Consider the following 11795-nt stretch of genomic DNA (forward strand, 5'->3'; position numbering starts at 1 on the left):
ATGGCCGCTACCGAAGAACACACCGTTCTGCCTGCGCCGGATTTTGACAAACCGGTGAAGGTTCTGATTGTCGTCTCTCCCTATTACAGCGATATCGCGGCAGGTTTGTTAAGAGGCGCCAAAGCGGCGTTAGAGGGGGCTGGTGCCTCTTATGATGTTGTCGAAATGCCTGGCGCGTTGGAAATCCCAACGGCGATTGGCATCTCGGATCGGCGCAGCAACTTTGACGGTTATGTCGCGCTGGGCTGTGTTATTCGCGGGGAAACAACGCATTATGAGACCGTCTGCAATGACAGCTCGCGTGCGCTTCAGATGCTAGGCCTTCAGGGGCTGTGCATCGGCAACGGCATCCTCACGGTTGAGAACAAGCAGCAGGCGGATGTGCGCGCTGATCCGGATGGGCAAAACAAAGGGGGCGGGGCGGCACTCGCGGCCTTGCATCTTATCGCGCTCACCCGTAAGTGGACGTCCACACCAACGGGTATCGGGTTCAAGCCATCAGGCGAGGACACTGTGATGGCCGGAGATCTGGACGGAAACACCACCGCATGAGCACGCCTAACCGCACTGATAATATGACCGGCAACATGAAGCGCAAAATGCGTTCTGCCGCGCGCCTCTACGCCGTGCAGGCGTTGTTCCAGATGGAGCATTCAAACCTGACGCTGGATAAAGTGCGGTTAGAGTTCCTTGACTATCGCTTTGGCGATGTTCTGGATGGTGACGAAATGCTGGATGGCGACGAGGCACATTTTACCCGTGTGCTGGAAGATGCCGTGAACCATCAGGCTGCGATCGACCAAATGACCGATCGCGCATTGGTTGCAAAATGGCCAATCGCGCGCATTGATCCAACGCTGCGCGCCCTGTTCCGCGCAGCCGGAGCTGAGATGCGGGATAATGCGACACCACCTAAGGTTGTAATCTCTGAATATCTAGATTTAGCATCGGCCTTTTTCCCCGACGGAAAAGAAGCAAGGTTCGTGAATGCTGTTCTGGATCACATGGCGCGTGAAGCCCGTCCAGAATCCTTCTGATTTTCAAATATCTTATATTTTCTAAGGGTTTGATCTGCTTTGGCGGATCTTTTGGAGTGGCTTCTTGCTACTAAATACCCCTATAAGTTGAATTACGGCTTTCACTATCTCCTTAGGGGGGAATTCCTGTTGATTGATGCACATTCGCCACATAGGTGTGGCGCGAAATTGGAAGATTTCCAGCCATTTTCCCCTTGCAGGAATTGAGCGAAAGCCATCTCCAACCTCCTGAATAAAAAAGATTTTATGATGACGTAAAAGCATCTTTTTTTGCAGGTGTAGCTTCGTCAATTTTAAAAAATGAAATAGAGAATTGGTTAACAAAGCGTTAATTCCCTCTCGCATTTCGAGAAGATTCTTGCGGGAAGCACAACTCTGAGTAAAAAATAACCTGTCGTTATGACCAAAGGTTCACTTAGCGAAAGGGTCGGTAGTTAGTGTTTTTTGTACGAGTGATTTTGTTTTTTATGTCACGCAAGGCTGAAGATGCGCATGTTCCTGAAAAGGAACTGCAAGCTAAAGCAAAGCGTGCAAACTACCGACCTGCACCACGCCATAAAACGATTGAACCCACGCAGATGCCTGAACAAAATTCTGGTGAGGGTGCCGTGACACGGGACGAAATGACAAAACTTTTTGGGAATGCATTGCGCGTCAGATAGGCGAGTAGTGTGTGACGAGACCGCCGTTGCCGGTTAGTTTTATTCCCGAGGACCTGTATGTACAGGTGGGTGCCAGTTAATTTAACCAGGGCTAAGACAGAGCCAGCTCCCTCGGATTTGCTTAAGGCCACTGGAATGTAAACGATAGTCGAACAGGGCAGAGCCCGCCACGCTCCTTAGGTAGGGGGGCGGGAAGAGTTCGACAAGGGGTGATTTCATCCAATTCCCGAATATTAAAATTTGACGCAAGGATTAGCGCTTTGAACAAAAGGGTTGCGGATGTTCCCTGTATGTTCATAGTTCGTCCATGGCTAAGATATCGACCATCCTTCAACCGGGGCAGCTGTTGCAGCGCGGGGTATCGCGGCATTTAGCGTCCTATGGGTTTGCTTGCATCGAAGAGTTGATCCCCTCGCGGGGGCTGCGTGTTGATGTGATGGCTTTGGGGCCAAAGGGCGAGATATGGATTGTTGAATGTAAATCCAGCCCGCGCGATTTTACATCTGACAGTAAATGGGAAGGCTACATTGAGTGGGCGGACCGTTTCTTTTTTGCTGTGGATGAGGATTTTCCGACAGATTTATTACCGCCAGATCAGGGGCTTATCATCGCGGATGCTTATGGCGGTGAAATCGTCAGGATGGCGCCAGAGGCAAAGCTTGCGCCAGCGCGGCGCAAGGTAATGGTTCAGAAATTTGCGGTAACCGCGGCGCGGCGCCTACAGGTCATGCGTGACCCCGATATGCATCCCGATAGGGGTTAGCGGCGCTTTTTCCCGCCCAGTTGGGCTGCGGTTTGGGCGGCGGCCATGATCTCTTCGGCAATTTCTTGGGCTTCGTCTGGGGTGAAATCCATCGGAATCTCAACGCCCGCACCTTCGACAAACAGGCGCACCATGCCTTGATCGGTTGGGGCGATCTGCAAATCGGCCTCGATGTCGCGTTCGTCGTTGATGCCCATGGCCTGTTCCTTCGTGTTTTCTGGTGAGGATGGCTACCGCCGAAAGGTCTGGAAGGCAAGCTTTTGTCAGATCGCAGAAGAGCATGGCCCAGAATGAACGGCTTGGGCGGTAACAATTCAAACTGATTGCAGATATCCGTGCAAAGGATCAAAAAACTGCACCGATAGGAGTTGACGCGACCGTCTGTGCAATCTAATCAACGCCCCAGTGCCGGGGTAGCTCAATTGGTTAGAGCGCGTGGTTGTGGTCCACGAGGCAGTTGGTTCGAAACCATCCCCCGGTACCATTTTTCAGCACATCAATATCGCGTCGCTAGAAACGACCTTCTTTTCTATTCAACGCTGATGGTTTGGCGCAGGGCACCTGTTAGCCGATCATAAATGAGAATCTGGTTTTGGTCCGTGACAACGGCGTACCAATCGGCCGCTTGGGTAAAGGCAGTTGGCTTGGCGCCATCTGGCAGGGCGATTTCACTGGGTAAAACGGTGGTATCGCGGCTCAGACGGGTGACAAGCAGGCCAATAACGACTACCACGCCGACAATCATTACTGTTGTGAGTACCGTCACCATCCGGCGCAAAAAGCGCAGGTTTGCCGGCTCAGAAAGATCGTCCATGTCACACCGCCGTATTTCATTCATTCTGGGCGAAACCCCGCCACCCCGCCTTGATAAGGCGCTTGCGCGTGATGTGCCAGAGGAGGCTTCGCTGTCGCGCACCCGTTTGGCGAAACTGATTGATCAGGGCGCTGTGCAAATCGACGGTGTGGTGGTGCATGATCCGCGGGCGGTTGTGGGCGAGGGGGCTACAATCGACATTGACGTGGAAGAGGCACAAGATTCGCACATTCTGCCCGAGGATATTCCGCTGGATGTGGTTTATGAGGATGCGGACCTGATTGTGGTGAATAAACCCGCTGGCATGGTGGTTCATCCCGCGCCGGGGTCTCCTTCGGGGACATTGGTGAACGCATTGCTTGCGCATTGTGGCGATGACCTATCCGGCGTGGGCGGTATGAAGCGCCCGGGAATTGTGCATCGGATCGACAAAGAAACCTCTGGCCTGTTGGTCGTGGCTAAATCTGACGCGGCGCATCATGGCTTGGCCAAACAATTTGAGGCCCACACGGTTGAGCGGTACTACCGCACGCTTGTTTACGGTGTTCCAGATGCAAATGACCCGCGCCTGCGCGGCGTGAAGGGCGCAAATTTCGAAAGTGGTAACATCCTAAAGCTGACGACCCAGCTTGCCCGTCACAAAACCGACCGTCAGCGCCAAGCGGTGTTGTTTAATGGCGGGCGGCATGCGGTTACGCGCGCCCGCACGGTTGCGCGTTTTGGCACGCCGCCAGTATTGGCGTTGATGGAATGCTGGCTTGAGACAGGTCGAACCCATCAGATCAGGGTGCATATGGCACATGCGGGTCATGGGCTGGTTGGTGACCCTACCTATGGCGGCAAACGAAAGCTGGCGCGCACTGCTTTGCCAGAAGAACTGGCCCAAGCGGTAAAGGAATTTCCCCGTCAGGCGCTTCATGCTGCCGTGTTGGGTTTTGTTCATCCCATCAGCGGTGAAGAGATCCGTTTTGAGGCACCATTGCCCGACGATATGGCACAGCTGCTTGCCGCACTTGAACCGACCCGCGCCTAAGCGGGTTGTCACAAATTGCACAAGAGGGTGATCCCATAGATCACACCATTCCCCTGCGGGCCTTGTTATGAAACGATAAAGGAAACCGCGCAGGGCCTCTTGAAAAGGGATGTTTGCGCCCCCATATCGCATGTTAAGCCCAGTAACATGGGCGTCAGGGAAAGGAATTAGCCATGGCCAATTACGCAAATCTGCCAGCTCCGACACCGGAAGGCGGCTTAAACCGTTACATGCAGGAAATCCGCAAGTTCCCTTTGCTGGAACCGGAAGAAGAATACATGCTTGCCAAAGCATGGGTGGAAAAAGAAGACACCCAAGCGGCGCATAGAATGGTGACATCTCACCTGCGTCTGGCAGCAAAAATCGCTATGGGCTATCGCGGCTATGGGTTGCCACAGGCCGAGGTGATCTCGGAGGCGAATGTGGGCCTGATGCAGGCGGTAAAACGGTTTGACCCTGAAAAAGGTTTCCGTTTGGCGACCTATGCCATGTGGTGGATCCGCGCGAGCATTCAGGAATATATCCTGCGCTCGTGGAGCCTTGTGAAACTCGGCACGACCTCGGGCCAGAAAAAGCTGTTCTTTAACCTGCGCAAAGCGAAAAACAAGATTGGCGCGCTGGAAGAGGGCGATCTGCGCCCCGAGAACGTCAAAACCATTGCGACCCAGCTGGGTGTGACCGAAGCCGAAGTGATTTCGATGAACCGTCGTATGTCTGGCGGGGATGCATCGCTAAACGCGACTGTCGGCTCTGAGGGCGAAGGCACGATGGAGTGGCAGGACTGGTTGGAGGACGACAACGCTGATCAGGCTGGCGATTATGAGGCGCGTGACGAGCTGGAAACCCGCCGCGAGATGCTTGCCGATGCGATGGATGTGTTGAACGACCGCGAAAAAGACATCTTGGTTCAGCGCCGTTTGTCGGATGAGACTGTCACGCTCGAAGATCTGAGCGGCCAATATAACGTCAGCCGCGAGCGTATTCGCCAGATCGAAGTCCGCGCCTTTGAAAAACTGCAAAAGCGCATGCGTGAACTGGCGCATGAAAAAGGAATGGCAGCGGCGGATTAAAGCCAGCTACAAACAGGAAAAGCCGCTCTTTTTAGGGCGGCTTTTGCGTTTTGGTGCCCCCCCCCTATGAGGCCGCGATCGCGGGATGAAGTGACCCAACGGCACAACCGTCATTGATTGCTTTGTAAATTTACTTCGCATACGAACTAAATATAGTTACATGCAAAGCCGCCAATGACACGAAAATTCAAAGTCTTTCACCAGTTGCAAATCGCTTATAGTGCTGTTTTTCGGGCAGCCGATCATCGGTGTCGCGCTGAAATTGGGCTTTCGACATCGCAGTTGGGCGTTCTTTTCGTATTGTCCCGCAAGGATGGCCGCCCGATCAGCGAAATTTCACAAGCCCTTTCGATGGGTAAATCCAGTATCACGGGGCTGGTCGATCGAATGTGTGAAAAAGGGCTGGTGCGGCGGTCTCCTTCGCCCTTGGACGGGCGGGTGACGCACATCTATCTAGAGCCCCTTGGCCATGCTGCCCTGAACAAGGGCAAGCAGCTGACGAGCCGCTTTAATGATGCGGTGCTGGCGCCCTTTTCAGCCCAAGAACAGGATATTATCGAGCGTTTCTTGTTTCATTTGGCGGATGACGCCGAAGGCATCATCGCTGCGAACAACAATATGGAAGGCGAAAATGCCGATGGCTAAGGAAATTTTGGGTGAAGAGATTACCTTTGCGGCCCCTGACGGGTGGACCTTGGCAGGAAGTCTGTTTCGAGGAGAGAACCCGACAACCGCCATCCTGATTTCCGCAGGAACGGGGTTTCCCCGCCGGTTTTACAAAGATGTGGCTCAATACCTCGCCCAGCGAGGGGCTGTTGTGCTCACCTATGACTACCGCGGTATTGGAGGCTCTGGAGCAGAGGACCTTGCTGCGTCAGGGATCGACTATCCCGATTGGGGTCGGCTGGATATGCCTGCGGCGGTGGATGCGCTGGAACAGGCCTGTCCCGATTTGCAGATCACCCATCTGGCGCATAGCGTTGGGGGGCACTTTATTGGCCTCATGCCGAACCATAACAAGATCCGCCGCCATGCGTTTGCTTCGGTTGGGGTAGGGTCGTGGATGTATCACCACAAAAGCTACCTACCTACTGAGATGTATTTCTGGTGGGGTTTGGGCACGTATTGCTTGCTTAGGTATGGCTATATCAAACCCCTAGGAGGGTGGCAGGGCGAAGCGCTCCCGCCTGAGCTTTTCAAAACATGGCGCCGTTGGAGCAATCGGCGCGAGTATTTCAGGTCGGACTATGACGGCAAGCTGGCAGGGCATCACTATGATCAGGTAGATGCGCCGATCAAATCGTGGATCTTTCCAGATGATCCAATTGCTACGCAGCCTGCTGCAGAAAGCCTGTTGAAAAGCTATCCCAATGCGAAACAGCAGATTGTCATGCGGAGCGCAAAGGACATCGGGGTAAGCCGTATCGGCCACGAGGGCGCGTTTCGAAAAGGGCGCGAAGAACTATGGGGGGAATTCTGGGATTGGCTTTCAAAGCCTTGATCGCCAACGGCTTCACCCAGAACTGGAATAAGAAATTGAACAAACGGAAAATAAAATGAGCGACAATATCATTCTCGAAACTGTGGATCGTGTCACGACGATGACCCTTTCGCGTGCGGAAAAACGAAATGCCATTACACAAGAAATGTATGGGGCCATGGCCGATGCCTTGGCTGATTATGCGGCCAATGACGAGGTCCGCGCATTCGTCATCACAGGCGCGCAGGACTATTTCACCTCTGGCAATGATGTAAAAGATTTCTGGACCGGCTCGAACGAAGATGAGCAACCTCCGGTGGCCCGCTTTCTAGAGCAAGTCTCTTCCTGTCCAAAGCCGCTGATCGCTGCGGTGAATGGGCCTGCGATTGGCATTGGCGTCACGATGCTGCTGCATTGTGATTTGGTGTTTGTTGCGCGCTCGGCAACCTTTAGCACCCCGTTTGTCCAGCTGGGGCTGGTCCCCGAGGCGGCGTCTTCGATGTTGTTGCCAGCTGCAATCGGGAATGCGATGGCAAATGATATGTTTTTGGCAGGTCGCGTTCTGGACGCATCAGAGGCCGTCGCCTTTGGGTTGGCCTCGCGGGTGTTTTTGGACGAAGACTTGCTGGTCCAAACGCAAGAAGTTGCAAAAGGCGTGGCACAATCGGCACCGACATCAATGAAAAAGACAAAATCGCTGATCCGTCATGGTCATGCGCAGATGAGCGAACAGATGCAGCGCGAGTCTGTTATGTTTGGAGAGCAGCTGAAGTCGCCAGAGTTTGCCGAAGTGGTTGCGGCGAAGATGCAAAAGCGGCCAGCGGTTTTTAAATAGGCGTGGGTTTGCCGCGCCGCCCGAAAACATCGGGGCGGCGCGGCAATGTCTTTAGTCTTCCATCGCTTCCAGCTCGTCGATGAAGCCAGAGATCATCGACAGACCTTTGTCCCAGAACGCCGGATCAGAGGCATCCAAGCCAAAGGGCGCCAGAAGCTCTTTGTGGTGTTTAGAGCCGCCCGCCTTGAGCATATCAAAGTATTTATCCTCAAAACCAGGCAGGCCTTCCTCGTAGACCGCATAAAGCGCGTTCACGAGGCCATCGCCAAAGGCGTAGGCATAGACGTAGAAGGGCGAGTGGACAAAGTGGGGGATATAGGCCCAAAATGTCTCATACCCCTCCATAAACTCAAACTGCGGTCCTAGGCTTTCGGCTTGAACCGACATCCAAAGCGCATTGATGTCTTCTGGCGTCAGTTCGCCGTTGCGGCGGGCCGCGTGGAGTTTGCATTCAAAGTCATAAAAGGCGATCTGACGGACAACCGTGTTGATCATATCCTCGACCTTGCCTGCCAGCAGAATACGGCGTTCGGCCTTGGATTGGGCGCCCTCCAGCATTTTACGGAAGGTCAGCATCTCACCGAAAACCGAGGCCGTCTCGGCCAAGGTAAGAGGGGTAGAAGATAGCATCTCGCCCTGACCCGCGGCCAGCACCTGATGAACGCCGTGGCCCAGCTCATGCGCGAGGGTCATCACGTCACGGGGTTTGCCCAAATAGTTGAGCATGACATAGGGGTGCACGTCGGTAACGGTGGGGTGGGCAAAGGCGCCAGGGGCTTTGCCGGGTTTTACCCCTGCATCGATCCAACCTTTGTTAAAGAATGGCTCGGCCAGTTGGCCCATACGGGGATCAAAAGCGTTGTAGGCATCCATCACCATCTTTTCGGCTTGGGGCCAGTCGACGGTTTTGGTGTCTTCCATTGGCAGCGGGGCGTTACGGTCCCAGACCTGCATCTTGTCGAGGCCCAGCCACTTTTGCTTGAGCGCGTAATAGCGGTGAGACAGTTTTGGATAGGCGTTTACAACAGCATTGCGCAGCGCCTCGACCACTTCGGGCTCCACCTGATTGCTTAGGTGGCGGCTTGTCTGGGCCGTTTCCATACCGCGCCAGCGATCAAGGATCTCTTTTTCCTTGGCTTGGGTATTATGCACGCGGGCAAAGGTTTTGATGTTCTCGCTGAACACATCGGCCAATTCACGCGCGCCTGCTTCGCGGTTGTTGCGGTCTGGATCAGTCAGCAGGTTCAACGTGCCCTCAATCCCCAGCGTTTCACCGTTTACATCAAACTGTAGCCCCGCGATGGTTTCGTCAAACAGACGTTCCCACGCATCACCAACAACGCCCATGTCATGCAGGAATTTCTCCATCTCATCGGTCAGCTGGTAGGGCTTCATCGCGCGGATACGATCAAAGATCGGCTTGTAACGGGCCAGATCGGCGTTCTTGGCCAGCAGGCCCTCTAGATGGCTATCCTCAAGAGTGTTGAGCTCTAGCGTGAAGAAGACCAGCGGCGTGGTGAAGTTGGTGATCTTTTCCTGCGCGTCCGACATGAATTTGGCGCGATCGGCATCGGTGGTCAGCTGGTAATAGCGCAGACCAGCATAGGACATGATCCGCCCAGCGATCTGGTTGATCTTTTCATTGCGCAGAACGCATTCCAAAAGACCGGCTGCATCCAGATCTGCCAGCTTGCCCTCATAGTCAGCAGCAAAGCTGGCGCAGGCTTGTTCTAGCCAATCTAAGTCGCGCTTTAGTTCGGGGGCGTCTTCACCCGCATAAAGGTCGTCTAGATTCCATTCCGGCAAGTCACCGAAGGGCGTGTCAGAGCCAGCAGCATTTGCGTCACGGACGGGGGTAGGGAGGTGAAACATTGATAATCCTTTGGTCGTTTGGACAATAGGTATGCACCAAATGAGTAAGGGGCAAGATGTTGGGCCTGCTTGTAACCCCTTCAAAGTTTAATCTTTGCTAAGATGATAACCCACGGTGGTTGTTAATACCTCTATTGGGGTGGCGCGGTGATGCGCGTGCCCACGCGATGCTGGCGAACAAGGCAGCTTGGGGCGCGGGGTTTTCATGACCTGATAAAGGTTTCAGAGCGGCCTAGCATGCGCTATTTGCAAGGCGACAAACTTAATTCTTTGCATTAGGTATGACCTGCAATCCTTTGTTTTAAGTGGGTAATCGTGGATTCAGCCCGCTGCCGTGTTTAGGAAGAGGCCGGAAATCTCTTGGAAAACCGGAGTCCGAATATCGGGTGTTTCCAAAAGCACTTCGTGCTCGCCGCCCTCGACAACACGCAGCTGTCCGCCTTTCCAGCTTTCCATCCGCTGGTGTATGCGGGGAATATCAACAATGCGTTCATTGGTGCCAACAAAGGTGATGCAGGGAAGGTTGGGCGCAGCTCTCTCGGCTAAATGGTCTGTCTCAGTCAGGGCTTCTCTTAGCCACGTATAGCTGGGGCCGCCAAGTTGCAGGTCAGGGTGCGCTGTAACCTGATCCCGCATCATGTCAAACATCTCTTGATCGGTCGTCAGCATGTTGTCGTCGAACGGGGATGAAAGAACATAAGGCTCTGACAGGGTGCCCGTTACCAGACGATGCCCTTGGTTGAACTTTGGCATGAAAGTGCTGAGCAGGCGCGAAGGGATGCGCAGATGTGGCGCGATGTTTATGCCCCACATAGGGCCGGTAAACGCCGCCGCTTGTACGGGTAGCCCTTCCATAACGGCCCTCAGGCCAATGCAGCCCCCCATAGAGTGGGCAACTAGGTAATAGGGGCGGGGTAGGTTCAGCTCTCTTGCTGCGCGCATCGCTGCGGCCACGTCTTTTTGGTAATCGGTAAAATGTTCGACATACCCGACAAGAGGGTCGTCTATCAGCCTGTCGGCCAGACCTTGGCCGCGCCAGTCTATGGCGAGAGAGGCAAGCCCGCGGCTGGCAAATTCAGCTGCCGCAGGCCCGTATTTTTCAACGTATTCAGTGCGTCCGGGGAAAATCAAAACCGTTCCACGTGCGCCTTCAGGTGTCCAAACGCCGAGACGGATCTTTTTCCCGTCAGAGGTGGTTGTCCAATGCGCTGCTGCCGGTTCAGGGCCGGCATGCAGGTCAGTGAATAAAGGGGCAGGCGAAAGGGATGACATTTCCGGTCCGTTTAGGCCAGCGCAGAAGCGAGTTTCATCGCCATGCCCATGTCACCGTCTACCTTCAATTTACCGGTCATAAAGGCGGATGTGGGGTTGGTTTCGCCGTCCATCATGCCTTGGAACGTGTCTGGGTCCGCGCTGAGCGTTACATCTGCGTCGTCGTCGCCTGCGCGAACGCCGTTATCGTCAACCATTACAGTGCCTTCGCCTTCGATGTCGAATTTGACGGTGCCGCCAATTTCAAGACCGGTCATTTTTTCGGTTAGCAGTTTTACCGCTTCATTGATCACATCACTCATTTTTCAGCCCTTTTTTGGCAAATGGTGGCTGTCGTCTCTGGAAATCGGGCGGCCACCTGTTACATTCAGTGTTGTTATGCGTATGAAGATCGTCAACCTCAAACATACCGTTGCGGCACTTGGAGCGTTTGTGTTGCTTTGTGGCCCCGTCTTTTCGCAAGATTTGGCCAAGATCGACACGTTGCTAGAGGCGTTGCGCAAGGCAACCCCTGAGGAAGCTCGGGCGGTTGAACGAGATATCGAGCGAGAATGGTCTCGATCAGGATCGGCTGCGATGGATTTGTTGCTGAAACGCGGGCGGGATGCCATGGCTGTGGGGGAATTTTCGGTTGCGATTGATCACCTTACGGCTTTGACGGATCACGCGCCGGAGTTTGCCGAAGGGTTCCATGCCCGCGCCACGGCCTATTATCGGGCGAATCTATATGGGCCAGCTGCGGATGATCTGGAGACCGCTCTTGCGCTAAATCCTGATAATTTTAATGCTATTTTTGGCCTTGCTGTTTTGTTGGAAGAGGTCGGGAATTCCCGATCTGCTGCGCAGCTGTATCGCCGTGTGTTGGCGTTGAACCCGAACCACGAAAACGCCAAATCGGCCCTTGAACAGCTCAAGACCAAAGGCATCGGGCGTACTCTCTGAACAGGTTAGGATATT

Annotated in this window: 15 protein-coding genes and 1 tRNA gene; 11 read left to right on the forward strand and 5 right to left on the reverse strand. The window is 54.1% G+C overall.

Annotated elements, in window-relative coordinates; genetic code table 11:
* The 4 genes from Z948_RS0113765 to Z948_RS0113785 all read left to right on the forward strand — a co-directional run bounded on the left by Z948_RS0113765 (position 1) and on the right by Z948_RS0113785 (position 2462).
* Entirely contained in the window at positions 1-552 is a 552-nt protein-coding gene (locus Z948_RS0113765; protein ID WP_025060137.1) for a 6,7-dimethyl-8-ribityllumazine synthase, read from the forward strand.
* Positions 549-1037 carry a transcription antitermination factor NusB gene (gene nusB / locus Z948_RS0113770; protein WP_025060138.1) on the forward strand — a complete coding sequence of 163 codons (489 nt, stop codon included), beginning with the start codon at positions 549-551 and terminating at the stop codon, positions 1035-1037. The genes Z948_RS0113765 and nusB overlap by 4 nt, the downstream gene beginning before the upstream one ends.
* Before the next feature lie 437 nt (positions 1038-1474).
* Entirely contained in the window at positions 1475-1699 is a 225-nt protein-coding gene (locus tag Z948_RS0113780; RefSeq protein ID WP_025060140.1) for a hypothetical protein, read from the forward strand.
* A gap of 307 nt (positions 1700-2006) precedes the next feature.
* Complete coding sequence (locus Z948_RS0113785) at positions 2007-2462, forward strand: MmcB family DNA repair protein (protein ID WP_037951902.1); 456 nt, start codon at positions 2007-2009, stop codon at positions 2460-2462.
* On the opposite strand, the gene Z948_RS0113790 is transcribed toward Z948_RS0113785, so the two are convergent.
* Positions 2459-2659: a DUF6324 family protein gene (locus Z948_RS0113790; protein ID WP_025060142.1), complete on the reverse strand. Its 201-nt coding sequence runs from the start codon at positions 2657-2659 to the stop codon at positions 2459-2461. The genes Z948_RS0113785 and Z948_RS0113790 overlap by 4 nt on opposite strands.
* 210 nt (positions 2660-2869) lie before the next feature.
* On the opposite strand from Z948_RS0113790, the gene Z948_RS0113795 reads away from it, so the two are divergent.
* Positions 2870-2946, forward strand: a tRNA-His gene (locus Z948_RS0113795).
* Positions 2947-2991: 45 nt separating this feature from the next.
* Here Z948_RS0113795 and Z948_RS0113800 read toward each other — a convergent pair.
* Positions 2992-3276 (reverse strand): DUF6476 family protein, encoded by a 285-nt coding sequence (locus Z948_RS0113800; RefSeq protein WP_025060143.1) that lies wholly within the window; start codon positions 3274-3276, stop codon positions 2992-2994.
* Between Z948_RS0113800 and Z948_RS0113805 the strand changes: the two genes are divergently transcribed.
* The 5 genes from Z948_RS0113805 to Z948_RS0113825 all read left to right on the forward strand — a co-directional run bounded on the left by Z948_RS0113805 (position 3275) and on the right by Z948_RS0113825 (position 7694).
* Entirely contained in the window at positions 3275-4309 is a 1035-nt protein-coding gene (locus Z948_RS0113805) for an RluA family pseudouridine synthase (protein WP_025060144.1), read from the forward strand. The genes Z948_RS0113800 and Z948_RS0113805 overlap by 2 nt on opposite strands.
* Positions 4310-4482: 173 nt before the next feature.
* Positions 4483-5379 carry an RNA polymerase sigma factor RpoH gene (gene rpoH, locus Z948_RS0113810; RefSeq protein WP_025060145.1) on the forward strand — a complete coding sequence of 299 codons (897 nt, stop codon included), beginning with the start codon at positions 4483-4485 and terminating at the stop codon, positions 5377-5379.
* A 174-nt stretch (positions 5380-5553) separates the two neighbouring features.
* Positions 5554-6024, forward strand: a complete 471-nt coding sequence (locus Z948_RS0113815; RefSeq protein WP_025060146.1) for a MarR family winged helix-turn-helix transcriptional regulator — start codon at positions 5554-5556, stop codon at positions 6022-6024.
* Complete coding sequence (locus Z948_RS0113820; RefSeq protein WP_025060147.1) at positions 6017-6880, forward strand: alpha/beta hydrolase family protein; 864 nt, start codon at positions 6017-6019, stop codon at positions 6878-6880. The genes Z948_RS0113815 and Z948_RS0113820 overlap by 8 nt, the downstream gene beginning before the upstream one ends.
* A 55-nt stretch (positions 6881-6935) precedes the next feature.
* Positions 6936-7694 (forward strand): enoyl-CoA hydratase, encoded by a 759-nt coding sequence (locus tag Z948_RS0113825; RefSeq protein WP_025060148.1) that lies wholly within the window; start codon positions 6936-6938, stop codon positions 7692-7694.
* Between the two features lie 51 nt (positions 7695-7745).
* On the opposite strand, the gene Z948_RS0113830 is transcribed toward Z948_RS0113825, so the two are convergent.
* The 3 genes from Z948_RS0113830 to Z948_RS0113840 all read right to left on the reverse strand — a co-directional run bounded on the left by Z948_RS0113830 (position 7746) and on the right by Z948_RS0113840 (position 11140).
* Positions 7746-9566 carry a M3 family oligoendopeptidase gene (locus Z948_RS0113830; protein ID WP_025060149.1) on the reverse strand — a complete coding sequence of 607 codons (1821 nt, stop codon included), beginning with the start codon at positions 9564-9566 and terminating at the stop codon, positions 7746-7748.
* Between the two features lie 321 nt (positions 9567-9887).
* Positions 9888-10838 (reverse strand): alpha/beta fold hydrolase, encoded by a 951-nt coding sequence (locus Z948_RS0113835; RefSeq protein WP_025060150.1) that lies wholly within the window; start codon positions 10836-10838, stop codon positions 9888-9890.
* Between the two features lie 11 nt (positions 10839-10849).
* Entirely contained in the window at positions 10850-11140 is a 291-nt protein-coding gene (locus Z948_RS0113840; RefSeq protein WP_025060151.1) for an SCP2 sterol-binding domain-containing protein, read from the reverse strand.
* 76 nt (positions 11141-11216) lie between these two features.
* On the opposite strand from Z948_RS0113840, the gene Z948_RS0113845 reads away from it, so the two are divergent.
* The gene (locus Z948_RS0113845) at positions 11217-11780 is read left to right on the forward strand and encodes a tetratricopeptide repeat protein (protein WP_025060152.1); all 564 of its coding nucleotides are present in this window, start codon (positions 11217-11219) and stop codon (positions 11778-11780) included.
* The last annotated feature ends 15 nt before the right edge of the window (positions 11781-11795 follow it).

The sequence above is a fragment of the Sulfitobacter donghicola DSW-25 = KCTC 12864 = JCM 14565 genome (assembly GCF_000622405.1).
In the GTDB taxonomy this organism is placed as follows: domain Bacteria; phylum Pseudomonadota; class Alphaproteobacteria; order Rhodobacterales; family Rhodobacteraceae; genus Sulfitobacter; species Sulfitobacter donghicola.

Coding starts and splice junctions, on each gene's coding strand:
- Z948_RS0113840 (WP_025060151.1), bottom strand. CDS start 11,140: ATGAGTGATGTGATCAATGAAGCGGTAAAACTGCTAACCGAAAAAATG.
- Z948_RS0113805 (WP_025060144.1), top strand. CDS start 3,275: ATGTCACACCGCCGTATTTCATTCATTCTGGGCGAAACCCCGCCACCC.
- rpoH (WP_025060145.1), top strand. CDS start 4,483: ATGGCCAATTACGCAAATCTGCCAGCTCCGACACCGGAAGGCGGCTTA.
- Z948_RS0113830 (WP_025060149.1), bottom strand. CDS start 9,566: ATGTTTCACCTCCCTACCCCCGTCCGTGACGCAAATGCTGCTGGCTCT.
- Z948_RS0113820 (WP_025060147.1), top strand. CDS start 6,017: ATGGCTAAGGAAATTTTGGGTGAAGAGATTACCTTTGCGGCCCCTGAC.
- Z948_RS0113800 (WP_025060143.1), bottom strand. CDS start 3,276: ATGGACGATCTTTCTGAGCCGGCAAACCTGCGCTTTTTGCGCCGGATG.
- Z948_RS0113825 (WP_025060148.1), top strand. CDS start 6,936: ATGAGCGACAATATCATTCTCGAAACTGTGGATCGTGTCACGACGATG.
- Z948_RS0113835 (WP_025060150.1), bottom strand. CDS start 10,838: ATGTCATCCCTTTCGCCTGCCCCTTTATTCACTGACCTGCATGCCGGC.
- Z948_RS0113765 (WP_025060137.1), top strand. CDS start 1: ATGGCCGCTACCGAAGAACACACCGTTCTGCCTGCGCCGGATTTTGAC.
- Z948_RS0113815 (WP_025060146.1), top strand. CDS start 5,554: ATGACACGAAAATTCAAAGTCTTTCACCAGTTGCAAATCGCTTATAGT.
- Z948_RS0113845 (WP_025060152.1), top strand. CDS start 11,217: ATGCGTATGAAGATCGTCAACCTCAAACATACCGTTGCGGCACTTGGA.
- Z948_RS0113790 (WP_025060142.1), bottom strand. CDS start 2,659: ATGGGCATCAACGACGAACGCGACATCGAGGCCGATTTGCAGATCGCC.
- nusB (WP_025060138.1), top strand. CDS start 549: ATGAGCACGCCTAACCGCACTGATAATATGACCGGCAACATGAAGCGC.
- Z948_RS0113785 (WP_037951902.1), top strand. CDS start 2,007: ATGGCTAAGATATCGACCATCCTTCAACCGGGGCAGCTGTTGCAGCGC.